At 50.9% G+C, this 25972-nt stretch carries 25 protein-coding genes, 1 tRNA gene and 1 other annotated feature; of the genes, 4 read left to right on the top strand and 22 right to left on the bottom strand.

The window, feature by feature from the left end:
* Window positions 1–646 (top strand): IS110 family RNA-guided transposase (locus TCARDRAFT_RS13475; protein WP_007290525.1); only part of this gene is annotated, 646 nt, incomplete at its 5' end.
* Window positions 647–870: 224 nt separating this feature from the next.
* Here TCARDRAFT_RS13475 and TCARDRAFT_RS13470 read toward each other — a convergent pair.
* A complete protein-coding gene (locus TCARDRAFT_RS13470; RefSeq protein ID WP_007290524.1) occupies window positions 871–1128 on the bottom strand; it encodes an ACT domain-containing protein in 258 nt (85 codons plus the stop codon).
* A gap of 81 nt (window positions 1129–1209) precedes the next feature.
* Window positions 1210–1445 (bottom strand) — a binding site (T-box leader).
* Between the two features lie 747 nt (window positions 1446–2192).
* On the opposite strand from TCARDRAFT_RS13470, the gene TCARDRAFT_RS13465 reads away from it, so the two are divergent.
* Window positions 2193–3419, top strand: a complete 1227-nt coding sequence (locus tag TCARDRAFT_RS13465; protein WP_007290523.1) for an IS256 family transposase — start codon at window positions 2193–2195, stop codon at window positions 3417–3419.
* 461 nt (window positions 3420–3880) lie between these two features.
* Here the strand turns inward: TCARDRAFT_RS13465 and TCARDRAFT_RS13460 are convergent, their stop codons facing one another.
* A complete protein-coding gene (locus tag TCARDRAFT_RS13460; protein WP_007290522.1) occupies window positions 3881–4264 on the bottom strand; it encodes a type II toxin-antitoxin system death-on-curing family toxin in 384 nt (127 codons plus the stop codon).
* Window positions 4261–4434, bottom strand: coding sequence for a DUF2281 domain-containing protein (locus tag TCARDRAFT_RS15130; RefSeq protein WP_071934033.1), 174 nt, complete (start codon window positions 4432–4434; stop codon window positions 4261–4263). The genes TCARDRAFT_RS13460 and TCARDRAFT_RS15130 overlap by 4 nt, the downstream gene beginning before the upstream one ends.
* A gap of 487 nt (window positions 4435–4921) precedes the next feature.
* On the opposite strand from TCARDRAFT_RS15130, the gene TCARDRAFT_RS13455 reads away from it, so the two are divergent.
* Both TCARDRAFT_RS13455 and TCARDRAFT_RS13450 read left to right on the top strand, forming a co-directional pair.
* Window positions 4922–5461: a flavodoxin family protein gene (locus TCARDRAFT_RS13455; RefSeq protein ID WP_040683460.1), complete on the top strand. Its 540-nt coding sequence runs from the start codon at window positions 4922–4924 to the stop codon at window positions 5459–5461.
* A gap of 103 nt (window positions 5462–5564) precedes the next feature.
* Window positions 5565–6671 carry a DUF362 domain-containing protein gene (locus tag TCARDRAFT_RS13450; protein ID WP_007290520.1) on the top strand — a complete coding sequence of 369 codons (1107 nt, stop codon included), beginning with the start codon at window positions 5565–5567 and terminating at the stop codon, window positions 6669–6671.
* A 68-nt stretch (window positions 6672–6739) separates the two neighbouring features.
* Here TCARDRAFT_RS13450 and TCARDRAFT_RS13445 read toward each other — a convergent pair whose 3' ends face one another.
* The 19 genes from TCARDRAFT_RS13445 to TCARDRAFT_RS13365 all read right to left on the bottom strand — a co-directional run.
* Window positions 6740–7840: an MBL fold metallo-hydrolase gene (locus TCARDRAFT_RS13445; protein ID WP_040683465.1), complete on the bottom strand. Its 1101-nt coding sequence runs from the start codon at window positions 7838–7840 to the stop codon at window positions 6740–6742.
* Between the two features lie 78 nt (window positions 7841–7918).
* Window positions 7919–8332: a 4Fe-4S dicluster domain-containing protein gene (locus TCARDRAFT_RS16100; protein ID WP_083795445.1), complete on the bottom strand. Its 414-nt coding sequence runs from the start codon at window positions 8330–8332 to the stop codon at window positions 7919–7921.
* A 467-nt stretch (window positions 8333–8799) separates the two neighbouring features.
* On the bottom strand, window positions 8800–9177 hold the full coding sequence (locus TCARDRAFT_RS13435) for a MerR family transcriptional regulator (protein WP_007290518.1): 378 nt from the start codon (window positions 9175–9177) through the stop codon (window positions 8800–8802).
* Between the two features lie 262 nt (window positions 9178–9439).
* Window positions 9440–9748: a CopG family antitoxin gene (locus TCARDRAFT_RS13430; protein WP_007290517.1), complete on the bottom strand. Its 309-nt coding sequence runs from the start codon at window positions 9746–9748 to the stop codon at window positions 9440–9442.
* Window positions 9748–10047, bottom strand: coding sequence for a BrnT family toxin (locus TCARDRAFT_RS13425; protein ID WP_007290516.1), 300 nt, complete (start codon window positions 10045–10047; stop codon window positions 9748–9750). The genes TCARDRAFT_RS13430 and TCARDRAFT_RS13425 overlap by 1 nt, the downstream gene beginning before the upstream one ends.
* A 201-nt stretch (window positions 10048–10248) precedes the next feature.
* Window positions 10249–10345, bottom strand: a tRNA-Sec gene (locus tag TCARDRAFT_RS15625).
* Between the two features lie 67 nt (window positions 10346–10412).
* Window positions 10413–11357: an EamA family transporter gene (locus TCARDRAFT_RS13420; protein WP_156784722.1), complete on the bottom strand. Its 945-nt coding sequence runs from the start codon at window positions 11355–11357 to the stop codon at window positions 10413–10415.
* Between the two features lie 188 nt (window positions 11358–11545).
* Window positions 11546–13234, bottom strand: coding sequence for a methyl-accepting chemotaxis protein (locus TCARDRAFT_RS13415; protein ID WP_007290514.1), 1689 nt, complete (start codon window positions 13232–13234; stop codon window positions 11546–11548).
* Window positions 13235–13321: 87 nt separating this feature from the next.
* Window positions 13322–14137 (bottom strand): nitrilase family protein, encoded by an 816-nt coding sequence (locus TCARDRAFT_RS13410; protein WP_040683461.1) that lies wholly within the window; start codon window positions 14135–14137, stop codon window positions 13322–13324.
* A 551-nt stretch (window positions 14138–14688) separates the two neighbouring features.
* Window positions 14689–15339: a response regulator gene (locus tag TCARDRAFT_RS13405; protein ID WP_007290512.1), complete on the bottom strand. Its 651-nt coding sequence runs from the start codon at window positions 15337–15339 to the stop codon at window positions 14689–14691.
* Complete coding sequence (locus tag TCARDRAFT_RS13400) at window positions 15311–16747, bottom strand: sensor histidine kinase (RefSeq protein WP_007290511.1); 1437 nt, start codon at window positions 16745–16747, stop codon at window positions 15311–15313. Before TCARDRAFT_RS13400 ends, TCARDRAFT_RS13405 begins: the two co-directional genes overlap by 29 nt.
* A complete protein-coding gene (locus tag TCARDRAFT_RS13395; RefSeq protein ID WP_007290510.1) occupies window positions 16744–17670 on the bottom strand; it encodes a substrate-binding domain-containing protein in 927 nt (308 codons plus the stop codon). Before TCARDRAFT_RS13395 ends, TCARDRAFT_RS13400 begins: the two co-directional genes overlap by 4 nt.
* A gap of 99 nt (window positions 17671–17769) precedes the next feature.
* Window positions 17770–20994: a molybdopterin-dependent oxidoreductase gene (locus tag TCARDRAFT_RS13390; RefSeq protein WP_007290509.1), complete on the bottom strand. Its 3225-nt coding sequence runs from the start codon at window positions 20992–20994 to the stop codon at window positions 17770–17772.
* A 21-nt stretch (window positions 20995–21015) separates the two neighbouring features.
* The gene (gene nrfD, locus TCARDRAFT_RS13385; RefSeq protein WP_007290508.1) at window positions 21016–22077 is read right to left on the bottom strand and encodes an NrfD/PsrC family molybdoenzyme membrane anchor subunit; all 1062 of its coding nucleotides are present in this window, start codon (window positions 22075–22077) and stop codon (window positions 21016–21018) included.
* Between the two features lie 13 nt (window positions 22078–22090).
* Window positions 22091–22798, bottom strand: a complete 708-nt coding sequence (locus TCARDRAFT_RS13380; protein WP_007290507.1) for a 4Fe-4S dicluster domain-containing protein — start codon at window positions 22796–22798, stop codon at window positions 22091–22093.
* Between the two features lie 333 nt (window positions 22799–23131).
* Window positions 23132–23275 (bottom strand): hypothetical protein, encoded by a 144-nt coding sequence (locus TCARDRAFT_RS15865; RefSeq protein ID WP_198003947.1) that lies wholly within the window; start codon window positions 23273–23275, stop codon window positions 23132–23134.
* Between the two features lie 18 nt (window positions 23276–23293).
* The gene (feoB, locus tag TCARDRAFT_RS13375) at window positions 23294–25138 is read right to left on the bottom strand and encodes a ferrous iron transport protein B (protein ID WP_007290506.1); all 1845 of its coding nucleotides are present in this window, start codon (window positions 25136–25138) and stop codon (window positions 23294–23296) included.
* Between the two features lie 22 nt (window positions 25139–25160).
* The gene (locus TCARDRAFT_RS13370) at window positions 25161–25379 is read right to left on the bottom strand and encodes a FeoA family protein (protein ID WP_007290505.1); all 219 of its coding nucleotides are present in this window, start codon (window positions 25377–25379) and stop codon (window positions 25161–25163) included.
* Window positions 25380–25523: 144 nt separating this feature from the next.
* The coding region (locus tag TCARDRAFT_RS13365; protein WP_007290504.1) for an energy-coupling factor ABC transporter ATP-binding protein at window positions 25524–25972 on the bottom strand (449 nt) is incomplete at its 5' end.

Below are 25972 nucleotides of genomic sequence, written 5' to 3'. Positions count from 1 at the left end.
TGCTGAGGAGATAGCCAATATCTCCCTGGATCAGCTTGTAGAGTTTCTGGTAGAGCGCGGCAAAAACCGTTTTGATGACCCTGCTCAAGTTGCCAAGGCCTTGCAAAAAGCCGCTCGTTCTTCGTACAGGCTTCCTCAATCTATGGCCGATTCCGTTAATTTAGCTATGGCTTCGCTCATTCGGGTCATCCGTACTCTTCAGGAGCAAATCAAATCCCTTAACAAGGCTATCGAAGACCATCTGGCGACTATTCCCCAGACCCTTGATACAGTTCCGGGCATTGGCCCAATCTTTGCCGCCGGTATTTTGGCCGAAATTGGCGATATCAACCAATTTAAAAATCATCGCCAATTAGCTAAATTTGCCGGTCTTGCTTGGACTGAGCATCAATCAGGCAACTTTACGGCAGCCCAATCAAGGCTTATTCTTTCCGGCAACCGCTATCTGAGGTATTATTTGATGGAAGCGGCAAACAGTGTCAGGGTGCACGACCCTGTTTTCGCCCGGTATTACGCTCAGAAGCTGGCCGAGCCTAAAACCTTTGCCACAAAACGTGCCCTTGCGCTTACAGCCCGTAAACTGGTACGGTTGGTCGATTCTCTGCTGCGTACCAACCGAATTTATAAACCAGAAGGGGGAGTCTGACATAACCGATTAAAAAGACCATTTTTCTTTGTCCACCAGTTACCATATATTACCATCTTGATGTGGATATTGGTGGGTCTAGTTAAGGTTTGCCTTTTTTCGGTTCACCACCTTAGGTAGCAGCAATACATAGTTTTTTATGTTAAATTAGCCTCTTGACATCGTACCGCTGCTCTGATTTTTCATTTTTATATTTTTAATATTATTAAAACTTTATTACGCAGTTAGTTGGTTTGGACGCTGCTGTTATCTTCCCACACATCCACGCTTATCACGTCAAACAGTTTCGCGACTTGACTCATCAGCAGGCGGGGCGTTTTCTGAATACCGGAAATAACGGCCGTAACCCGAATACGCCCTTGTTCCTCGGTTGGCCCTGATGAAAGGCTTTCAATCACATAGCCCTTCCGATACAGAAGTCCTGTCAGCCGCACCAGCGAATCATCCTGCCGCTCGAGTAAGATGGAAACCTTGTGTTTCATTAAACCCCCTCCTCATTAAACCTAATTAAAATAAATTCTTAAAATAAAACCGCCCCTGCCGCACGGTATGACGCCACTCGCGGCAGGGGCGGAATTTTCCGCGGTACCACCCTGCTTTCTACTCATTGCACCGGCTAATCACCGGCTACCCCGTTAACGTGGGGTTAACGCCTTAGCTTACTGATGTTCCTATCGCGAACACTTTCAACCAGGAGTTCATGGGTGACGTAGCAGCATCGCACCGCTCCGGTTCGCACCATCCACCGGCTCTCTGCAGCGGACTCAGCAATGCTTCCAATCCCAATCATCACTTTTACCAGCATATATAGTGTTGTAAAACAAAAACTCTGCCGAAAGTTCACTTTAAAAAATAAAGCGAGAACTTTCCGCAGAGTTTTTTATCCTCACGGTGTAGCGCACCATTGCGCCCGGCATCGCTCGGTCCAGACCCATTTACTTTTATGGCGGAACCCTAGATGCCCTTCTGCCTTGGCAGTATTTTCTTGTCTGGCGTGACTGTGTATACATTATACCAACTCATCAAGGGAATGACAAGAGGTATTTTACAAAAATGTTTTGGGTAAAAAGATTGCTGTCCACCATAGGCTGTGCCGTAGAACAATAAAAATGTCACTTTGAGCCATTAACTTAGGCAAGGTCGATAATTTTTTTTAAAACCTATTGACCTGGTGTTAACTCCAAGTTGTATCTTGAAATACAAGAATAAATTAGAAATACAAGAATAAATTAAATGTTGAAAGGAATTTAAAAATGGGGAAAAAGTCTGTTATTAATTATTACCAGTAGTCTCCAAATACTCATTGTGGTGACACTAGGCTTAGTTTTATCTATGACCGGCGCTACATCCGCAGCGAACACCTTAGTATGGGACAAGACCTTGCCTCCGAGCGACAAGGTGACTGTCGAAAAAGTTTCATACAAAAACAGGTTCGTTATTACCATTAGCTAGAAAGACAGCATGACCGACGAACAACGCGAAAATGTATTCAAAACTGTGTAAATGGAAATAATCTCCAATAGAATGATGAAAGGGAGATATTACCATGACACAGTTAAACGAAAAGGAAATACAGCTCGCAGCACTGATCTGCGAAGGCTGTACAACACCCGCCGAGCTGACGGCGAAACTCAAGAATCTGTTTTCCGGAGCGCTAGAAAAAATGCTTGAAGCCGAAATGGACGAGCATCTGGGTTATGAAAAGCACAGCGTTTTGGGAAATAACAGTGGCAATAGCCGCAACGGTTACAGCAAAAAGACAATAAAGAGCGAATGGGGCGAGAGCGAAATCAAGGTTCCGCGCGACCGAAACGGTACCTTTGAGCCGCAAGCTATCGAAAAAAGGCAGACTCGCACTGACGACATCGAAGCGAGGGTTATGGCCATGTACGCCAAAGGTATGTCCACCCGTGATATTGAGGATCACCTCCGCGATATATACGGGGTAGAAGCCTCAGCGAGCCTCATTAGCCGGATCACCGACAAACTTATGCCGGCTGTCGTTGAATGGCAGTCGCGGCCTCTCGATGCTATATATCCAATCGTCTTCTTAGACGGGATCATGTTTAAAGTACGCAAGGACAGCCGTGTTGTCAATAAGTGCCTTTACTCCGTCTTGGGGATCAATCTTGAAGGGCATAAGGAAATACTGGGGATATGGCTGTCAGAAAACGAAAGTGCGAGCTTCTGGGTTACCGTATGCAACGAGTTGAAAAACCGGGGCGTGGAAGATATCTTCATCGCATGTCGCGACAACCTTAGCGGGTTCTCGAACGCCATTGAGACGGTTTTCCCCAAAACGGAGCAGCAGCTGTGCGTGATACACCAGATCCGCAACTCCACAAAATACGTGCCGTACAAGGACATAAAGCCGGTCATGGCGGATTTAAAGAAGGTATACGGAGCGCCGACGTTGGAGGATGCAGAATACCGACTGGAAGAGTTTCGTGAAAAGTGGGGCAGGAAATATCCGCAAATCCTTAAATCATGGGACGCAAACTGGGCGGAGCTGTCCACCTATTTCAAGTACCCGCAGGAGGTCCGTACACTGATATACACCACAAACGCGGTGGAGGGCTTCCATCGGATGTTACGCAAGTTTACCAAGACCAAGACGATATACCCGACGGACGATGCGGTTAGGAAATCAGTCTATATGTCAGTGCAGGAAATATCCAAGAAATGGAGTATGCCGATCCGAAACTGGGGAATAATATTCGGACAGTTGATGATCTTCTTTGAGGATCGGCTACAGGGAAAAATAGCTATATAGCCCAGGGGCTCTGCCCCCGGACCCCCGGGGTTTATCGCTTTTGTTTTCCAGGGCGGCAGTAAAAGGCGGTTCCTATAGGAAACCGCCCTGCCAAACCTCACTCGCCGCTCGGGTCGCTCCCCAGCGTTGCCCTATCCTGCGAGTGCCGAGAAGCCCTAATTTTTCTCTGGCGGGAGCGTGTAGGAATCGAACCCACCCAGGACAACTTAATGCCCCGCAAACGGTTTTGAAGTCTGCTCAGGCAATAATTCAGGTAATTCCAGATGCAATCAACCTCAGCAAAATCAACTATTCTAGTCAACTCCGCCAACTAAATCCAATCAAATAGGGTCAGGTGAAATCAGCTTTTTATTCCCATTTTTCTTCCCATGAATATCACTTCGAAATCCTGTAAACAGCAACATGACCCACGGTTTGGGACATGCGGAGATTGGGAAATGTCTTACCACTTGACAGGAAAATTACCCCTTTTGATGGTTGCTAAGCCATTCTATTATACCAGCTTCATCTATTGTTCCGTCAGCAACACCCAGTCCTAAGTTTATTAATTCGCTCTGACTGTATTCGAGGTGGATGCCATTCAAGCGAGCCAATAACAGCATTGCAGCAATACCCACCCGCTTGTTTCCATCAATAAAACCATGATTTTTTACCAAACCATAAGTAATCGCTGCAATTTTGTCTTCAGCTCTGCTGTACAGGTCTTGTCCATCAAAAGTAGCTAATGCACGGTTCACGGCGCTCTCAATCAATCCCCGATCCCGTACACCATAACTGCCTCCCGTTTGCTCTATCAGCTTACGGTGCAATACTAAGATTTCCTCAACCGATAACAGGCGCATCATTTAGCGAGCTCCACAAATGCTTCTTTGTTATCAGCAATGATCTCATCCATCATATTTTCTATTTCTTTTCTTTGCTTATTTCGCAAAAATTCAACAAAATCAACGACCTGCTGCTGCTTATCTACAGGTAATGCCTGAAACTCCTGCAGCAATTTTTCTGCCAGTGTCATTGAATTCACCCCCAAAGCTTCTTACTTTATATTATACCCTATTAACAATTAATTGCCCATATACTTTGGTCTTATCCTACAGTCACAGGTTATCACTTTAACCCAACTCGAAGTCAATAAGTTTTTATTTTTGAATAAATCTATAAATCTATCTAAAACGCTGGAGCCATATGGTTGCAGCGTTTAAACTTTTTCTGGAAAAGCACTTGACCTAGAGTTAACTTCAAGTGATATTTTTTATTTAACTAGCAAATTCAAATCATCTTTTGTAAATATACGTAAACGCATGCGCGAAGCCAATGAATTCTTCGGTCGCTGAACCCAAGCTGGAAGGGAGGCGATTATGAACAGAAGAGTCTTCATCCAAGGAACCGGGGCAGCACTCATCACATTCCTACTGAGTGGCTGCGGCCTTGCACTGCAGGACACTTCCTTAGCGTCAAAGGATACGAAGACAGCTGATAAAACTTCTAAAGGGGGCAACAAAATGAAAATCACGGTAATCACCGGAAGCCCGCATAAAAACGGGACGTCGGCTCTATTAGCCGACAAATTTATTGAAGGAGCACAAAAAGCAGGCCACGAGGTCTTTCGCTTCAATGCGGCTTTTGAGGACATCCATCCGTGCCTTGGCTGTGACCGTTGCGGCATGAACGGCCCTTGCATCCATCAGGATGCCATCGACAAGAAGCTTACGCCCAAGCTCATCGCCGCCGACCTCGTCGTATTCGTCACGCCGCTCTATTATTTCGGCATGTCAGCCCAGCTGAAGACCGTCATTGACCGTTTCTATGCCAACAACGTCAAATTATCCGGCAGCGGCAAAAAAGCCATACTTATGGCCACTGCCTATGATGCTAAGGATTGGACGATGGCGGCGCTCACCCACCATTACCAAACCGTAGTAAAATATCTCGGCTGGGAAGATATCGGTATGGTGTTAGCCGTAGGTTGCGGCAGCAGACCTCTAATCGAGCGCTCTGAATTTCCAGAGCAAGCTTATCAGCTGGGTCTGAGCCTCAGCTAGGGGAAATTAAAATCTAAATCTATTGGTTCTTGACTTTGAGTGGACTCAAAGTTGTAGCATAAAAGAAGTAGCGTTTCAACTTATACTAGAAAGGGGAAAAAACATGTCCAGCAAAGTCTATTTTGCCAATCTGCGGTCAAGCACAGACAAAAACAACAAAATCAGTAAAATAAGAAACTTATTCGATCGTGCCGGTTTCAATGAGCTGATTCAAAAGGATGATCTCACAGCTATAAAATTGCATTTCGGCGAACGTGGCAGCGATGGCTTTGTCAGTCCTGTATTTGTACGTCAGGTGGTAGATAAGGTAAAGGAACAGGGAGCCAAACCTTTTCTAACCGATACTAATACGCTCTATTCAGGAAGCCGGCATAATGCGGTTGATCATTTACTGACTGCACTAGAGCATGGTTTTGATTATACGGTTACAGGAGCACCGATTATCATAGCCGACGGACTGCGCAGTGAAAATATCAAGGAAGTAACGATTAACAAAAAACACTTTGAAAAGGTGAAGCTGGCTTCGGATATTGTCAGCGCTGACAGCGTAATCGTATTATCCCACTTTAAGGGACATGAGATGGCAGGCTTCGGTGGAGCAATAAAGAATCTGGCCATGGGCGGGGCGCCGGCGATTGGCAAAAAAGAACAACATTCTCCCAAAATCATGGTCGATCAAGCAAAATGCATTGGTTGCGCTAAGTGCGCTGCCGTTTGCCCGGAAAACGCAATTACGGTAAGTGATAAGAAGGCAAGTATCGCGGTGGATAAATGCATTGGCTGCGGCGAATGTTTAACGGTTTGTCCCGTAAAAGCCGTCGGCATGGACTGGGCGACAGACCTAGCAGTATTTCTTGAACGAATGACCGAATACGCATATGGCTTTGCCAAGGCACATGAGAAACGTATAGGTTATATTAATTTTCTATTGAATATTACGCCTGATTGTGACTGTGCACCATGGAGCGATGCCCCGATAGTGCCTAATATCGGCTTTTTGGCATCTACAGATCCCGTAGCTATTGACCAGGCAAGTTATGATCTGGTGAATAAACAGCTTGGACTTTCTGGTTCGCGGCTTTCTTGCAAATTTGAAGCCGGTGAGGATAAGTTTCGTGGGTTGCGTCCTCACATAGACGGTACTATCCAACTACGCTATGCGGAAGAAATCGGCATGGGCAGCCGTGATTATGAGTTGATCGTCCTGTAGTGTTAGTATACAAAAACTCCATGAATGATAATTGGGGCTGGCAGATCCTGTGAATTTGCCAGCCCCCGTTATTCTACCCCTTCCCACCAACGGGAAAAGAGTTGTTGCTGATTTTCAAGTTCTACCGGCTCCCCGATCATAGGAGTAAGCAGTTTGTAGTTCTTGTTCTGACTGGCATCAGTTATCCGTTTGAACGGATCATCCCAGGGATGGTTGGCGATTGCGAATTTGCCTGCATGCCCTGGCAATAATGCTTTGGCTTTCAGTTCTTCGGCAGCCTGTGCCACTTCTTCTGGCATCATGTGAATATATGGCCAATTTTTGTCATACTGACCGTTTTCCATAATTGCAAGGTCAAAACCGTTTAACATATCTCCGATCTGTTTGAAATGGGGCCCATATCCGCCGTCACCGCTGAAAAATATGCGACGCTTTGGCGTTACCAAGGCAAATCCAGCCCACAAAGTCTTGTTTCTACTGAATAAGCGGCCGGAAAAATGCCGCGCCGGCAGCACATGGATAGTAAGGTCATTTTCCAATTCCAATGCGGTAAACCAGTCAGCTTCCAATACATGTTTTGTGTCAAATCCCCATTCTTCAAAATACGCCCCTACTCCTAAACCGCAGATAACATTTTTGATTTTGGGTTTGAGAGCGGTGACAGTCGGATAATCCAAGTGATCCCAATGATCGTGAGAAATAAGCAAATAATCGATTTCTGGCATGTCTTCTACCGTGTATGGATTTGTTCCTTTAAATGCCTTATTTGCAAAAGAAACAGGCGCTGCATAAGAACTAAGCACCGGATCAATCAGAATCCTTTTGCCGCCAAGCTGCATAAAGTACGAAGAATGGCCAAGCCAAACAACTACATCCTTATCCTTGTCCAAGGTCTTCAAATCTGTTTTTACTGTAGGTATGGAAGTTGTCGGTGCCAGCCGTTCTTTTTTAGCAAAAAGAAAATACCACCACACTGAAGCTGTACTGTTACCTTCGCTAAATTGGGGAGTGTGAACTAAATTGCGGAATTGCCCATCAACGTAATTAGGTGAACTTTCAATTCTGTCAAGGCGAACCCCTCGGGGCAATGTTCCGAACTTCGGGTGCTGTACATAAAGACCTATACCGATAAATAATATGGCAAAACTTATAACTAAGGCTAATAACATTTTTCTTAACCGCTTTCTCATATTAATTTTCCAGTGTCTCCTCAGCTATGTTGCTTTAGCTTTATTTATATCAAGGTGCTAACCGGGAAAAACACGGATAGCGGCCTCGCCATCGACCGGGCAAGCATTTTCGCATGACCCGCATCCCACACACTTGTCAACCAAAACGCTGGGCCGATGTTGCTCATCCGCGGCGATTGCCAGAACAGGACACTGTTCCCCGCAGATTAAGCACGCTTTTCCCTCATTCCAAGCGATACAACGATGCTGATCAATAACCGCCCTGCCCATCCTGACTTTCTCCAGCGGCACTTTGGCAATGGCCCCAGTCGGGCATACTTCCTGGCACGCAAGGCATAAATCACAGCGGACCTTAATACACCTGCCGCAGCGGTTGCAAACAGCGGTAAACTCTGGTTCCGGCAAAGCCCCGGGTGGACGCAAAACTTTTTCCGCCGCCCAAACCGTCTTTTCCCAAAAAGCAGTTGCCATTAGCGCGACAAAAGCGGCCTTTAAAAACCGCCTTCGCGCCTCTTGATACTTTGGTGTCGCAATATCATCGGCAGGAACAACCTGACCGCTTTTACCGCGCCAAAAGTTCCGTTGCCATTCGATTGCCTGGGTGGGGCAAAACTTTTGACAATCCCCGCAGGCTAAACACCCTTCCTTCGCAACTCCGGTATTCGATGGCGCAGCGCCGACAGAACAGGCGCTTGCACATTTCCCACAATGTACCAATCCCACTGATAAACTGGCGCCTATCCATGACTAATCATTCCTCTTCAACATTACTTTTGCAATTTTAAACTTATCCATAATTTACCTTACCACTTAGAGCTGACTCTAAGTCAAGCATTTTTTTGAGTGCTTAAGCCGCTACATCTCGATCATCTGTCAGATTTCAAAAAAAGCCGGCTGCAGTGGTCTTCCCACCGCAACCGGCCAATTCAAACAATCCTTTATTTTCTCAGTTCTTTTTCTCTAACAACTACGCTCTGTTCATATACTGCAATTTTATAATCAAGGCGTTCCAGTGTTTGCTGCATATCTTCTATTCTTTTTTTTAGCTGCTCGCGCTGCTCTATAAGAAGTTGTTTTCTTGCCTCAATGGTTTCATCGCCCTGTTGAAACAACGCAACATACTCAATCAATACTTCAATCGGAAGACCTGCATTTCGCATGCATTTGACAAATTCCACCCACTTACAGTCTTCTTCCGTGTAATCTCTGATGCCGCTTTTATTGCGGTGCACACGCGGAATTAAGCCAATACGTTCATAATAGCGAAGCGTATCCTGCGGGATATTGAATTTTTCACTTACTTCGGTGATTGTCATGGAGCTTCACCTCCCATTTGCCGTTAAACCGCTCGCCGCGGACTGCCGTTAATACCGACAATTTTATTGGACCCCCGCTTTACACATCTGTCATCCGCTATCATAGCACCTGGAGTTAACTCTAAGTCAAGAAATTTAATTTAAATAGTGACTAGGGCCTCTCGGTCATCAGACCCGAGAAGCCCTCTTTCCTCTGGCGGGAGCGTATAGACATCGAACCCACCCATCGGCGGTCAAGCCGACGCAAGCGGTTGTAATCGCGCTATATTTTTTTGTTAGTAGGTAACCTTTTCCGGGTAGATTTTATGCCTAATTCCTCTTGTAACTTCTCAGCAATCCAACTGCGAACCATAGTTTGATATGGAATTTCCTTCCTGGCTGCTATCGCTTTAAGCGCATCTATCTGGGTATTTTTTAGGCGTATCGTGACCGGTCTCATCTTCTTATGCAATTCAGGGTCAAGCGTTACATGTACTTCCTCAGTGTCGTCAATATAATCAAGGGAATTGACACTACCCCAGAACTCCACTTCTTCCTCACGGTTTTTGAACTCAGGCAACTTTTTAGTCATCAGATATCCCTCCTGTTTTTGTAATAATACCGTTTTTCCTCTGGCTCCATTTCTCTGGCTGTGATAATCGTAATTTCATTCACGTTCTCAACCTCATAGACAACAACCAGCAAGCGCCCTTCATCCGTTTCACCATATGCTAAGTACCGGCGTTTACCATCAGCGACAACTTTAGACATCTTGTAGACAGGGTAATTCCAGAACACTTCTTCAGCTTCATGCTTCTCAACATTGTGTTTTCTATCGGCGTGCCAGGCCTTTATAAAGTTAATCACTTTAATTCTCAAATAGTGTACCAAAGCGCTACAACCCCTGCTATTTCCTAATTTGATTTTAGCATTTTGTATGTACATTGTAAATACAGTATTTTCTAACTATAACCTAATCATACCTAAACTATCACAAATCCGAACGTGAAATACTACAAATTCCGAACAGCAAATTTATGCAATAACAAAAGGCTTCTCAGGCACAAGCCCTGAGAAGCCCTAATTTTCCTCTGGCGGGAGCGTGTAGGAATCGAACCCACCCAGGACAACTTAATGCCCCGTAGACGGTTTTGAAGACCGCAGGAGCCACCAGGCCCCATCCGCTCCCATTTAGCACAGAATATAGTATACCATTATTCATCAAAAAAAGCCATGGCAAAATATGTAAATAACAATCACTCCGTGCTGGTGCTAGCTACCTGCCGCGCGCCGTCCGCATTGGCCTGCCGCTGCTCCTGCCGGTAGCGGTCCCGGAAGATGCCAAAAACGCTCACGATTACCATCACGGCACCGGCAATGGTCCAGGCAGTGATTGGCTCATCCAGCAGCCAAGCACCTAAAAACAAGGCCAGTACCGGGTTGACATAGGCATAGGTCATGGCGATGTTTATTGGGAGCAAGCGCAGTGAGTACACAAATGAAGTAAAAGCCAGCACCGACCCGAAAATAACCAGATAGGCCCACGCTGCCCATGCACTGGTTGTTGGCTGCGGAACAGGCTCCTGGAAAATTAGTGCCAGGAGAAAAAAGCCTAAGCTGGAGATAAGGTGCTGATAACCTGAGGCAACAGGCGTTTCCAGGCTGACGGGACAGCGCGTTTGGTACACCGAGCCCGCGGCCCAGCTGATGGCGGCCAGCGTTAAGGCGATACCAGAGGAAAACTCGGCCGCGTTACCGCTCATAATGGCCGGGGCCATGAGGACGCCAATCCCGGCAAAACCAAGCAGAAGGGATGCAATAAGCAGCGGCGACGGCAGCCGCCGGGCCTGGACAGCGTTAATAAAAGCCACCCAGATGGGCGAGGAAGAAACCATTAAACAGGCAAAACCGGAGTTAGCCGATTGTTCAGCCCAGACTACCAGGCCATTGCCGCCCACCCACAGCAGCACGCCCGCTATCGCCGTCCGGATAAATTCGTCCTTCGTCATTTTCAAACGGTGACCGCCTATGGCAGCAAGCGCCAGCAGGATAAGGCCGGCCAGCACCATGCGCGTCCCCCCCATTAAAAAGGGCGGAAAACCGCTGCCAGGAGCTACCGCAACGCGAATTGCCAAATAGGTGCTGCTCCACACCACATACACGACAAACAGGTGCATGAGCCCTTTCGTGGACAGCGCCATGCGACCGCCTCCTTTGCGGATGTCTTCCACAATAAGAAACATGTACTCATTATAGCACAAACTGGGTGTTAATGGAGACAAAATTGCGCGAAACTATCGTTAAAAATATAACCACAGAGAACACGGAGGAGATAGGTGAAATCGCGTCTGACGTGTCCTCAGTGGTTAAATATAAATTTCTGTATCGGTTAAAGTTTAAAATTGCGAATTGCCGCGTGCAGTTCCTCAGCCATGCGGGCAAGGGCCTGGCTGGATGATGCGACCTCTTGCATCGAGGCCGACTGTTCTTCGGCGGCGGTCGATATCGTCTGCGTATGGGCCGCCGTTTCGTCGGCCACCTGTTTAATGCCGCCGACCGCGCTCACCACCTCGCTGCTGGAGGCGGACAACTCTTCTGCCGCGGCGCTAATTTCCTGAATTTGCTGATTTAACGACTGCACCAACGTCACGATCGTGCGGAAGCGTTCACCGGTAGCGGTAAGGAGTTGGGAACCTTTAGCCACCTCGGCCGTCCCTTGGCCCATGACCTGGACGGCCGTATCGGTTTCGGCCTGAATTTCCTTAATAATGCCGGCAATCTTTTGCGCCGCCTCCTGCGACTGTTCCGCCAGTTTCCGTACTTCCTCAGCTACGACGGCAAAACCCCGACCCTGCTCACCTGCCCGGGCGGCTTCGATGGCGGCATTGAGCGCGAGTAAATTCGTCTGGCTGGCAATACCGCTGATGACGTTGACAATTTCTCCGATTTGTTTGGAACTGGCACCTAGTTTTTGTACCACCTGCGCCGACTGGCTTACCGCCTGACTTATCACTTCCATTTGGGCGGTGGCCTCGGTCATGGCCTCACTGCCGGTCGCCGCCGCTTTCGCCGTCTCCTCCGATTTAGCGGAGACTTCGGTCGCATTGGCGGCAATGTGGCCGATGGCTGCCGCCATCTGGTCCACCACGGCAACGGCCTGATTGACGGCTTCCGTCTGGCGGAGGGCGCCGGCAGCAACATCGCTAACCGTTTCGGCCACCTGTCCGGCAGCCTGAGCGGACTGTTCGGCGCTGGCCGTCAGTTCTTCACTGGCTGCAGCTACCTGTTCGCTGGCCCGGGCCACCTGCCCGACAAGTTGGCGCAAGTTAGTGGACATGGTCACAAAGGCCTGGACCAGTTCGCCGATTTCATCTTGCCCGTAATACGCAATTTCGCATTTCTGTAAATCGCCGCCGGCAATTTGTTTAGCGCCGTTCGCCACCGCGACCAGCGGGCGGGAGATGCGGCGCGCCAGCCATAGCACCGCCCCGAAGGCCAAGACGAAAATAGCGACGTCAAGGATAACAATCGTCCGTTCTAGGTGACTTACCACTTCCTGGTTCTGCTGCTTACGCAGTTCCATCCGTTCACTCAAAAACTGCACGAAGTCGGCAATTTGCAGCTCGGCGTTGATAATTTTCGCGCTGCCATCTTTTAAATACTCTATAGCCGCGGCCATTCCCTCCGTGCGCCGGGCTTGGATGGCGGCATCAGGAACCTTATGGTAATCGTGCAGGGCGGCTTTAAGATCACTCATCTTTTGCCGGCCCTCGGGAGTAATAAGCTTCTTTTCGAGACTGGTCAGCAGCTTGTCCATCCGCTCCCGGGATGCATTATACTGCGCCATGTATCCATCATTGCCGGTAATGACATAAGCGCGGACTGCGGCTGCTTGAGTTTGCAGTTCGGCGTTGACGTCCTTGACCTCGAAAACAAGCGGGGCGCTGCGGTTTATCAACCCTTCATAGCCTGCTTCAATAGCCTTAATATGGTAAAATGTATAAATATTTAACCCGGTAAAAGCCAAAACAATAATAATACACGCTACTAAAATTTGTTTGCCGACAGTTAGCCTCATTACCTCATTACCTCCGACCAAGGCATATTGGTAACAAGTTTCTCCAACACTTGCCAAAAATCCTGCGAATTTCCATAAATTATCCACTCACTCATAGAGTTCCGGCCGCCGCGACGGGGCATAAAACCGGCGGCACATCCCCTGGGGCGTAGTCCGTACATTTACTACCCGGCTAAGGTCGATATCGTCAACAATCATGGCTGGCCGGCCCGAAAAGTCTTCGGCCACCACCTGGCCGGCCGGGTCAACCAAGAGTAGACCGCCGGGGTATTCTACCCCTTGGCCGTTATCCCCCACCATGTTGGTAGCCAAAATATAAACACAATTGTCATAGGCGCGAGCCCGGAGCGAGATGTGCCAGCTGTCCCGCCGCTCCGCCGGCGTAAGGCGCGGCGTGGCGTGAGGACAAAGGATGAGCTCGGCGCCGCGCAGCGCCAGCGTCTGGGTAATTTCCGGATAATGTTGCTCCAGGCAAAGTTGGAACCCTACCCTGGCCTCAGGCAGCGCAAAAACGGGCAGGAAGTCGCCGGCAGCGTAATGTTTTTTTTCTCGTTCGCCCAGATGGCTCTTGCAATACAGGTGCACCTGACCGGACGGCGTCCACAAGCCATGGGCCAGATAGGGCGGTTTGGCCGCATCCTCCTGCCAGACTAGGCCGACGGCCAGGGTTATACAATAGCGCCGGGCCAAGTCGGCCACTGCTTGCCAGGCCGGCGAAGCAGAACTTAGCGCGGTCGGCGGCGCACTGCCCGTGGCGTAGCCAGTAAGGCTAAGTTCAGGGAAAAGCAGCAGTTTCACCCCGGCTTGGGCCGCTTTTTTAGTCCAATTACCGATGACGGCTAAATTAGCGGCAAGATTATTGACTTCGGCCGGACAAGACACCGCTCCGATCCTTAACTTCATTCCTTGCGTCATTAGCAGCACCTCGAATATGGTAAGTGGTAAAGGGTATGAGGTATGAGGTATGAAGTATGAAGTATGAAGTATGAAGTATGAGGTATGAGGTAAGGGGAAAGTGAAAAGTGTAAAAGGGAAGGAGAAATGAAAGGATCAAAAAATGGAATAAAACGGGAATTAATTCGGCAAAAAAGGGGTTGACTTTCCCTTTCGCCAGTGCTATAGTTATTATAAATTAAATAGTCAGGCAACGAAGCCTTCGCGCAGCACTTGTGCGCGGAGGCTTTTTGTCTTTTGAGCATCTTGGAAAGTGGAAAGTAATGGTACTAATTAATCCTGGGGTTAATTCGCCAAGTTATTGGCAATTATATGATACAAAAAGGAGGCGAAGACCATGCTGAAAGTCTCCATCCCCGACGCAATCGAAGAACTGTATGCTGAATGGCTATTTTCGCTGCAGTTTTCTCCCGACTACATGCCTGACTGATATGTCGCACTTCTCCCATCCCTTGATAACGGCGCCGCGCTCTTTTTAAGCGCTTCGGCGCCGTTTTGCTTTAATTTTTCCTGGCGAGCAGCCCGTTATCCAGGGCAAACTTCACCAAATCTGACCGTTTTTTGCAGTTAAGCTTTTCCATAATGCGATATTTATATGTCTCAACGGTCTTGACGCTGATGACCAGTTGTTCGGCTATTTCTCGATTGGCATAACCGGCGGCAATGAGGGAAAGCACCTTTTTCTCCTGGTCGCTTAGCGGCTTACGCAGGTCGTCGGCCCGTGGCCGTTCCGTGAGCTCCGCCACAACCGCTTTCGTTATGCTGGGCTGGATATACATTTCCCCTGAATACACGGCCCGAACGGCCTGATAGAGAACATCATCGGCCGCCTTTTTCAAGACATAGCCCATTGCCCCCAGCGCAAAGCCCTCTTTAACGTACCGGGCGTCCTCGTGCATCGTAAGGAGAATTACTCTTAGGTCCGGCTGATTGGCCAAGAGCGTTTTCAGGCACTCCAGGCCGCTCATCTCCGGCATCGATATATCCAGCAGGACGACATCGGGCCGCATTTTTTGCGCCATTGCTATCCCGCCGCTTCCGTCCGCTGCTTCCCCCACCACTTCGATATCTTCCTGGGCGGACAGCATCAGCCTGAGTCCTGAGCGCATCAAGGTATGGTCGTCAACGATCAATACTTTTATTTTTTTCATACCGGTCTGCCTCCATAAAAGGAATACGCAAAAACAGGGTCGTCCCCCTTCCCGGCGTAGATTCGATCGTAAGCGCGCCGCCAACCAGCGTGGCCCGTTCCTGCATGCCGAACAGCCCTAACTGCGTTCCGGCAACGCTTTGCTGCAAAATGGCGTCGGCGTCAAAACCAACCCCGTCGTCTTCAACAATAACTTCCAGACCGCGCCGGTCGCAAGTCATGATAATACATACATTGTCCGCCTTGGCGTATTTGGCGATATTGGTAAGCGCTTCCTGCACAATGCGGTAAACCGTGACTTCAATTTCGTGCACTAGCCGCTTTTCGCACTGCCATTGGATATGAAGGTCGGTATCGATGCCATAATTATGGCGAAAGTCATTAACATATTTTTCGACGGCCGGAATTAAGCCCATATCATCGAGGATGCTTGGCCTAAGTTCGATTGCCATGCGGTGAACGGCATCGATCGTCTTTTTTACCGCCAGCCGCATCTCTTCCAGGCGGCACCCCCGCTCACTTTCCGGACAGGTAGCCGCCAGGCATTTTAGCCCCATCATCAGCGAAGCAAGCGTTTGGCCGGTTTCGTCATGGAGCTCCCTTGCTATGCGCTTTCGCTCCTCTTCCTGGGCCACGATGACTTTTTGCAAAAGATGGGTCCTGGCTTCTTCTTTTTGTTTGAGTTCATCCATTGTTTGCTGCAAATAATCAGCCATCGCATTAAAAGCGACCGCCAATTTGCCGACTTCGTCGTCCGATGTGGCCTTGGCCCGCTGCGTCAGGTCGCCGCGGGTAATCGCGCTGGTTACATGAACGAGCTCTTGGATCGGTTTTACCAGCCGCCTGGTCAGGAACATCGTCGCCATAATACCGATTAGCACGGCGATAACCATATCAAGCATAATTTGGCGAGTAGTCCGGTTAAGCACATTTTGCAGGCTGGCATCATTTAAACCGACATGCACGATGCCTAACCGCCCTTCCAAAATGGGGACGGCGATATCTCTTACCAACCCCTCTTCCGTGGCAAGTTCTACGATTTTATATTGTTCATTACTTGCCAGGGTATTGGCCTGGAGCAGGCCTTTGGGAAAACCGGCAGGGAAGGAATGTGCCAATAATTCGCCTTGGTTATTAACTACAAATACATACCGGACATCGTCATTCGTCCGCTGGGTATCCTTCACCAATTCATGCAGATCATAGTAATTATTAACAAGGATTAAATTCGCCGCCCGCAAGGCTAAAGTATTGGCAATGGAAATGCCGCGCTTTTCCTGCTGCTCTTTAAATAGGTCGTTCATCATAAATCTGGTCTGAACAATGCTTGTGGCGCCTAACAGAATAAGCACGACGGTTAAGGCCAGCATCATTTTTACAAAAAAGCCTGTTCTTTTTATTATCCTCATAGTTTATTCCGCACCATCAGCCATATCGCTTTTAGCTCGACGTAGGTCGCTTCGTCCGGCTGAACAAACCGGTCATACCCAAGGCTTTTTAGCGCCGTTTTCCCCGCTTTATCTTCATGCATGGCAAACAATAACGCGCGGAGCCGGTTTTTCAACCGTTCATCGGTGTGAGGCCCCGCCACCACCGGCGGATTGCCGACCAAAGGCGACCGGTCGATTACCTTAACCCGCTTAGCAAGGTCTTGATTTTTTTCAACTGCCCGGTCGTAGACCATAGAGTCAACGGCAGCGGCTTCTACGATCCCATCCGCGACGGCCCTGATGGAATTGTCATGGCTATAGGTATAAAACGTCCGGCTGAAAAATTTATCGCTGTCAATGCCCCGGGATACCAGCATATACACCGGGGCGATCCGGCCGGAAAATGACATGGGATCGGTAAACGCAAAGGTTTTCCCCTGTAAATCGAGGATACTCAGCGCCGTGCTCTCAGCTTGCACAATAATATAAGATTGGTAAGTATTGCGGCCATTTACCTCCGGTTGCGCCAATATCTCCATGCCAAACATCTGGCTGCCGGCCACATAGCCGCCGCTGCATACGAAGGCCACGTCGGCGCCGCTGTTTTGCAAAAGCTCGTTGACTTCCCGGTAGGTACGCCGCTGCAGCAGCACGACCGGATAGCCGAGCTGCCCGGCCAGATAATCCAGCAGTGGCTGGTATACCGTCAGCGTCTCTTTCGGCGACAGGATAGATGATACCGCTACCCGGAGGACCGGCCCTTCAACTATTTGTTTATTTTTTATCGTTACCGCCGGGTCAGGGTCACCGAGCCGCACGGTTACGACCGGCTGCGTCGCCGCGCACCCGGACACCAGTACCGGCAGAAGTGCTATCCAAATTGCCATGAGCACCTTCCGCATTGTCCCGCCCCCTTATTCCCATTATCGCAGCAATTGGCGCCAAGAAGCAACAAGAAAAATGCAGGGGACGGCCGGAGCCGTCCCCTGCTGGCAAAAACCTTAAACTTTAACCAGTTTCACTTTGGTATCATAGACAACGACCGAAGCCCCGACCATGTCTTCCAAGCTCGTATTCTTAAGCACCGGGTCCACCCGCATGGCAACATTGGCATGAATGCCCGTACCCCGGCGGGGGTCGCCTTTGATGACCGTACCGTCAATGGTAATATCGCCGGCGCCATAGGCCCAGTGGCCGCTGCCCAAAGAGAAGTTAATACACCCCGGGCGGATACCCTCAATTATCCGCACCTTGCCGGTCACCGGCCTGGCGCCAAGCGGTCCCAGCTTCCAAACCCCGTCCGGGTTGGTCGGCGACACTATTTTTACGGTATCGCCAGCCTTAAGCCCAAGGCGCTGGGCGTCGACCGGACTTATGTCCACGCTGTTTTCCGGATTTAGCGCCTGCAGCCAATAACACACCGCCGTACGGGACTTGGTATGCTGAATAACCCGGCCGGTCAGAAGGCGCAGGTCAAAACCGTCTTTTTCGTCGTTAATCGGCTTGCCGGTACAGTCGGTAATATCGGGAATATACAGCGGCAACCCGGAGAAATTCTTGCCATTCATGGCGTTCTTGGTAGTCGCCGTTTTCTCGCAGTACATATTGATATACTTGCCGTATTTGTTCTTAACTTTGTCGCCGTCCCACGCCGCGCTCCAGTCGTCAAACCGGCCGCCGCGGTTGAGGAGATAAATTACTTTGCGCCAGTACGCTTCACCGCAGGCCGCTTGCCAGCGGTCGGCGTCAAAAACCGACTTGGGCAGGTGTTTACGCGCTTCCATGAACACCCGGACTTCCTCGTCGTCGGCGTCCGGCACCGGCTTGCCGTCAGTCGCCAGGTTGGCCACCTGTTTTAAATATAAATGATCGGCATGGGTAAGCGGCTTGCCGGGGCCAAAACCGTCCGGGCCAAACCCGGGCAGGCCAAGTTTTTCGGCGATGCCCAGCACCAGGGCCTCCAGGCTGAGCGGCATCTCCTGGCCAAAGACCTTGACCGTCTCGGTCAGCGGTTTGGCCGCCGGCTGGCGGATCGGCCCGACTTTGAACGGCACGCTGGGGTGCGAGCCTTGGAACTCCCACCGTTCAAGATAGGTGAGGTCCGGGAAGATATAGTCGGCATACATCGACGTCTCGCCCACGGTTATATCGCTGGCAATAAACAGCGGCAGTTTGTTGACGTCCTGCAGAACATCAATAATTCCCTGGGTGGCCGACAAGGAATACACCGGCGAGCCCATATACAAGATCAGGGCTTTTACCTGATATGGGTACATGTCCCCAACAGACGGCAAAACTTCCTGGTATATGTCGCTGGCCAGCGGGAACCAAGGCCGTTTGGCCGGATAGCCGTTAAAAATAGTGCTATCCTCGTATTTTACGCCGTGGCGGATAATGGACGTCCCGAACTGGGGCAGCTTTTTCGGATGGCTGCCGATATTGAAGGCTTGACCGGGTTTATCGCCCTTGTGACTATAGGTGGAAACCTTGATAAACGAATAGTCGTAGTTGCCGATAAGCAGGTTGAGGACGTTCCACGCCTGGACATTGTAATAACCGCTAGTATGCTGGGAAACGCCGCGATGGATGTCGACGACCGCCTGTTTGCCGTAGCTCGTGAACTCGCGTGCCAAGTCGGCAATATCCGCCGCCTGGACGCCGGCCTCTTGGGCCCACTCTTCCAGACTGCGAGCGGCGGCCTCTTCGTACAGCACCTGCAACACGGACTTCAGCCTGATGCCGCTAATTTCGGTATCGACCAGCAAGTCACCGTATACCGGCGTAGTCTCGTCGTTGGGGTCGACTTCGACCGGCTGGCCGTCCCTGATAACGACAAACTTTTCGTTAACGTAGGTTTTGCCGTCTTTTTCCTTTACTTCCGGCGTAAACCCCAGCTCATGCGCCCGCACAAACACGGTCGGCCGGCCGTCGACGATTTTCAGCAACCAGCAGGCATTGGTCCAGGTCGGCTCGCCGGCGGCCTTAGCCGCTGCCTTGTTGGCGCAGGCCAGGTATTTGGCGTCATAACGTTTGTTTTCAATTATTGTCCGAATCATGCCCATGGCGATCGCCGTATCCCGTCCCGGCGTCACCGGCACCCACTTCCACGCTTTCGACGCAACTTTGCGATAGACCGGGTCAATGACCGCATACTTAAGCCGTCCGGTATCCAGTCCCTTGGTAATTTTTTGTGCTCTTAGCGGCGGGCCATAGTTGCCCTCAAACAAATTGGCCCCGACAAAGATGACGAACCTGGCCCGCTCGAGTTCGGCCTGCCAGTAGAACTTGTCGCCGCCCGTCCAGGTCATGGCGTTTTTCTTCGGATCATAGGTCCACTGTTCGCTCATGGCCTTGCCGGTAAAATACAGCGATCCCTGACAAACGGTGGTATGACCGTGGGCATTGATCGAGCCGAACGAATCCAGCGTAAACCGCTTGATAAGGTCGCCCCGACCGTCTTTAAGCCGTCCCCACCAGAAAACGAATTGATTGTTCTTGGGCCCTAGGTCGGGATGCTCAGGATCGATCATCACTTGAAGGGTATCTTTGAACTTGGCCTGAAACTCTTTGACCAGGGCCTGCTTTTTGGCCTTGTCTTTTTCTACCCTGATTTTATCGACAAAGTCGCTCATTTCCTTCGCCACTTTGGGATCGCGCAGTGCCCACAGGTCTTTTAGACCCTCGACATGGCGGTTTTCTTCCCCCGGTACTTTGGCAAACAGCTTGCCGCCGTTGACAATTTCGTCAATCGCCTGGTCGAAGGGAATTGTTACCCATTTATTTTCGCCCCGTTTGCCGGCCCGCTTAAGCACTTTGCGGATGCGGTAAGGGTCATAATAGATCTGGATGCCGGCCTGACCCTTGGGACAGATGGCCCCGTCCACCGTCTCCGCTGTGCGAATACCGGTCGCCATCGACAAATGAGGATTAAGCGTCCAGGGTGAATACGGATTGCCGTCGATTTTTACCAAAACACCGTCCAGAAACTTGGCTTTGATGCCGCAGCCGGTGTTGCAGTTAAGACAGTTGGTGTAGATGGTATTTTCCGCCTTGTTGAGCATGTATTCATCCTCCGGGGTAAGCGCGCCGGCTCGGGCCTTTTCGATGAGGCCGGCCAGATCGGCGTCGGCGGCCAACAGAGCCGCACAGCCGGCGGCACTGCCGAGAATAAACCCCCGGCGGCTGGTCTTGGTCTCACATATTTTTTGCAAAATGTCCTTAGCCATCGTTTCTCTTCCTCTCCCCTCTTACACCTGCCTGGCCAAGATTTTGGCAATCACCAGGTTGGCCATCCAGACAATGCCAGCCAAAAAGCCTACCGAAACCAGCCACTCCACGGCCGACGGAGTATAGGCAAGCGACAAGCGCACATCATGGAAAGCGGCGCTTAGCCCCGGTAGCGGTTCGACCGCAAACCCGAAGCGGACAAAACTGTATTTATAAGCCGCCAACCCCAATAAAACCAGCAGCGGTGGCGCTGTGTCCAGACGGCATTCCTTCTTGCCAATCAGTGCGACCGGCAAGGCGATACCGACGATAAGAAAGAGTCCCCAAAACGGCCAGGACGCCCACATGTTTTTAATTGCCAACGCTTTTTCGCCCTCACCCAAAGCGGTTACCAAATGGATGGCCTCAACAGCGATATGGGCAGCTAGCGCTATCACTACCGCTCTTTTCAAAATATACCCTTCCTCATCGACGGCTTGCGGATTGGCCGTCAGACCGACCAGCCAGACCAACGCGCTACCACCGGCCAGACCGGACGTGAAAAACGACAGCGGTGTCAAATAAGTATGCCACAAACTACGGGCGACCATGCCGCCGAAAAACAGGCTCTCGGCCAGAAGAAACCCGACGGCGACCAACGCAGCCAGGTACAAGGCTGCCTTTTTGGCATTGGTGAAAAGATAACCCGCCAGGCAGGCAAAAAAGGCCAGATACAGCCATGACGCCCACGCCAGCTCGGACGAAAACGATGGGTTTAGAAAAATGCTAAACCCTTTAAGCGGCTTGCCCAAATCGGTACCGATAAAGGCCAGCCCTATTGCCAGGCTGGCGCCGGCAGTAACCATTGCGACCGTGGTCAGCTGTCCGCACCGCCCGCCCTGGCGGATAGCGCAATATACTCCGGTCCAGACCGCACCGGCGGCTGCGCCCACCAACAAGGCGTACAAGCCGACCCAGAGGCCCCACGGCGTATAGGCACCATAGTTTGTTACGCTTTCGCCCCAAACAAACACTTTGCCAAGTGCCGCTACTATCCCGACGGCAAATAACACTAAAAGGGCAACGTTAAGCTGCTTTTTCACTTGCTGCACCCCCTCAGATATAGTAGACCTGGGGCTTGGCGCCCGTTTCTTCTTTGAGGCGGTATGGCTTGCCGGCGGCCATTACCTGCCGAATCAGGGACTGTTCGTCGGTCAGGTCGCCGAAATAGGTTGCCCGTCCGATACAAGTCGCCACGCAAACCGGCAATAGCCCTTTGGCCAAGCGGCTGGTGCAGAAATGGCATTTGCGGGCGCTGCCCACAATAGACGCGTGTTTGCTATCGCGCCGCCATGCCTTGCCGTATTCGAAGGCGGCGGCTTTCTCGTATTCCTGGACGGCAGGCGTGCCATCGGTGTAATAGGCCCCAGCATCAAACGTGCGGGCACCGTACGGACAAGCGGCCACGCACGAACGACAGCCAATGCACTTTGTGTAATCGATGACGACAATACCGTCATCCCCTTTGTACGTCGCTTTTACCGGACAGACCGGCACGCAGGGTGGATTTTCACACTGAAAACACGGCCGGGGCAAAAATTGCCGCTTTACGTTCGGAAACTTGCCGTTTTCCTGGTCAATGACCGGGCGGTACACCACCCCGGGCGGCAGCTTGTACTCGGCCACACAGCCGATTGTGCAGGCATGGCAGCCGATACACTTACGCGTATCGATCAGCATGCCCCATTGCCGCTTTTGTGGCGGTTTTTGCAGCGCTTTGGCCAGGTCGCGCTGCATAATGAGCAGGACATCTTCTTTTTCCACAAACCTTCCCCCTCAGCGCTTTCTCCTTCGCCAAATATGGGCAGGCACCGTACGAATGCCCTATCGGCTACGGGGTATGCCGCAGCTCGGAGAAAAGCAATAGTTTCGTACATACTAATTATCTCATTATCTGACAATTGGGAATATCGGGGGATTCCTTGCATTTTGTCAGGGAAAACCCTTACGCCGCAACAAAAGCGCTAGCGTGCATTATTAACATAACCGCAAAGATAATCATGCCAATAAATTGGCATGATTATCTTTGCGTACATTGCGGTTAAAAACTTATAATTTCAATAAAAAAAGACAGCGCTTGGCTGTCTCTTTTGTGCTTTACCCGCCGCATTTGCCTTTTTCCTTGCAGCGGCTGCAGCTGCCGCTGCAGCTCGCAATTAGCAGCTTGTTGCAGCGCGGGCAGCGGATAGTACCCGGCTGGGTAATAACATATTGGCACTGGGGGCAAACTTGTTTATCCATTAAGACGTCACCTCGCCCTTACATGATAATGTGCGCCACAATACCGCCGACGACAAAGGCCGCGACCCACGAGCCAACCCAGATGAGCAGACCTTCTTTCCGGCCCCGCTCTTTGAGCATGACAATCATCGAGGCGATGCAAGGCACAAACAGGGTAATGGTCAAGAGCGCGACAAGCGTCTGCTCCGGCGATAAGGTCATGTCGCTGAGACCCGCGGCGCCAAAGTCGCGGCGAATCATGCCCATAATAAAGACGGTAGCCGTTTCGCGCGGCAACCTGAGCACCCCTTCCGTAACCGGAGCAAGGGCGTTTTGGATAACCTCCAGCAGTCCGGCCACCTGCAGCAAGGTAATCAGGAAGGCGCCCAACATGAAGAGGGGCGATGCCTCCTTGAGGAAAGCATACGATTTCGTCGCCGTCTTTTTCAGCACATTTTCCAGCCGCGGCAGGCGGATGGGCGGCAAATCGATGAGCAGTTCCGACGATTCGCCGGGCAACACGCGGCTAAGCACCAGGCCAACGATGCCTAAGACAATCAGCAGCGTCAAAATATAAATAACCGTGTACTCGACGCCAATACCGGCCAACAGGCCGACGATAACTCCCAGCTGAGCCGAACAGGGAATGGCCAATCCCAGCACGGCGGTAGCAATGGTGCGTTCCCGCGCCGAACCCAGGATGCGGGTGGTAATCGTGGCCATGGTAATGCAGCCAAAACCAAGGATAATAGGAATGATCGCCCGACCGTTGAGACCGATTACGTTCATCGCCCGGTCAACCAGCGCGGCCAACCGGGGCAGGTATCCCGAGTCTTCCATCAGCGACATCAAAAAGTAAAATCCGAGCACCAGCGGCATCATCAACCCGACAATATACGTAATCGTCAGTGTGAGCAAGCCAAATTCACCGATAAGAATGGTTCCCAGCACCGATTGTTCGCTGATAAAGCGGCCGACAAACGCGCGCACGGCCGGCTCGTACATCCCCTGCATCACCGTCTCCTCGGTGAAGCCGACGATATCCTGGGCCACAATCACGCCAATAACATAATACATAATTGCCAAAACCAGAATAAAGATGGGGATGCCGGTCAGCGGCTGCAGCATCCAGCGGCCAAGCTTGGTAGAAAAACGCGTCCCCTCATTTGTTTCCTTAACAACATGACGAACAATATCATTTACCCGGTGACGCCGCTCATGATAGATTTCTTCCCGTCGCGTGCCGGGCGCCACCCCATGCCGCGCAGCAACATGCGGGTCGCCTTCCAAAATGAGTAACGCCTCTGCCCAGGTCCCGGCCCGGTTGAGCATTTCCTGTAAGTCGCGTTTGAGGGCAGCCGGGATATTGCCAATGCGGGCCTCATACAGGCGGTTTTTCACTTCTTCCAGGCCTTTTCCCTTAACGGCTACGGTCGGGATAACCGGCACGCCCAGCAGATGCTCAAGGAGGTCAATGTCGACGTGGATACCCTGTTTGGCCGCTTCATCCATCATGTTGACGGCGACAATAACCGGGATGCCGGTGTCGATAACCTGCAGCGTCAGGAACAGGTCACGTTCCAAATGCACGGCGTCGACCACGTTGAGAATAAGGTCAGCGGCCAAGATGACGTCACGGGCCACTCTTTCTTCATCATTAAATGACGAAATGCCGTATACACCCGGCGTATCCAGAACAACGTCCTTGCCAAACCGGCCATAGGAAATATCAACCGTCGTGCCCGGAAAGTTGGAAACGTCGACATACATACCGGTCAGGGCGTTAAAAAAGACCGATTTGCCGACGTTCGGATTACCGACCAGAACAATCTTTTTCGCGCCTTCCGGTATTTCGATATGGCTAAGACAATTATGGCAGTGCATGCAGATACTCCTTCCTACGGGCCTACGCCGGTTTGACTTCGATTTTTTCGGCTAATTTGCGACCAATGGCGATTTCCTGCTTACCCTTGCAAATGATGATAGGACCGGCCGGTATCTTTTCGGCGCACTCCACCTCGGCGCCGACGGAAATGCCAAAGCGGATGGCTTGGGCGCGAACGGTTTCGTTAGGTATGGAGACAATGCTGACCCGTTGTCCCCGCGTAACTTGAGCAAGTGTCATGAAACATCCCCCTTTGTACTGATAATCATTCTCAGTACTATTCAAAAAAATAATGGCAAGCCATATAGAGCATGTAGTGATATTATTCTCACTTACATTATAAAAAGAAGTACCTAAGCCTGTCAAGCAAATTTTCCGACCGTTTTACTTATATTTCTCCACAAGGCGGCGCACCAGTTCAGCCGCGCTACGCGGCGCTTCCTCCCCACCGGTTAGCCAGCCGGCCGTGACCAGGGCGCTGTAGATTTCGCCCACCAGCGGCCGGGCAAAGCCCAAGGCAGCATGGTCGGGGCGGTTAAGGACCTGCTCAGGCGGCCCGCCGGCCACTACTTGCCCCTGCACCAGGACATAGACCAAGTCGGCCCACGACCACACCCACTCCATGTCATGGGTCGCCACGATCAGCGTCTTGCCGGCACGGGACAGGTCGTCCAAAATGGCCCGCAAGACTGTCGTGCCAGGGTAATCAAGCCCGGCCGTCGGTTCGTCCATGACCAACACCTCGGGGTCCATCGCCAGGACGCCAGCTACTGCCACCCGTTTCTTTTGGCCATAGCTTAAAAAATGGACCGGCTCATCGACATATTCGGTCA

Origin of the sequence: Thermosinus carboxydivorans Nor1 (genome assembly GCF_000169155.1) — a bacterium.
Classification (GTDB): Bacteria; Bacillota; Negativicutes; order Sporomusales; family Thermosinaceae; genus Thermosinus; species Thermosinus carboxydivorans.
The sequence above is the reverse complement of the archived record's forward strand: the minus strand, read 5'-3'. Positions and strand labels throughout refer to the sequence as shown.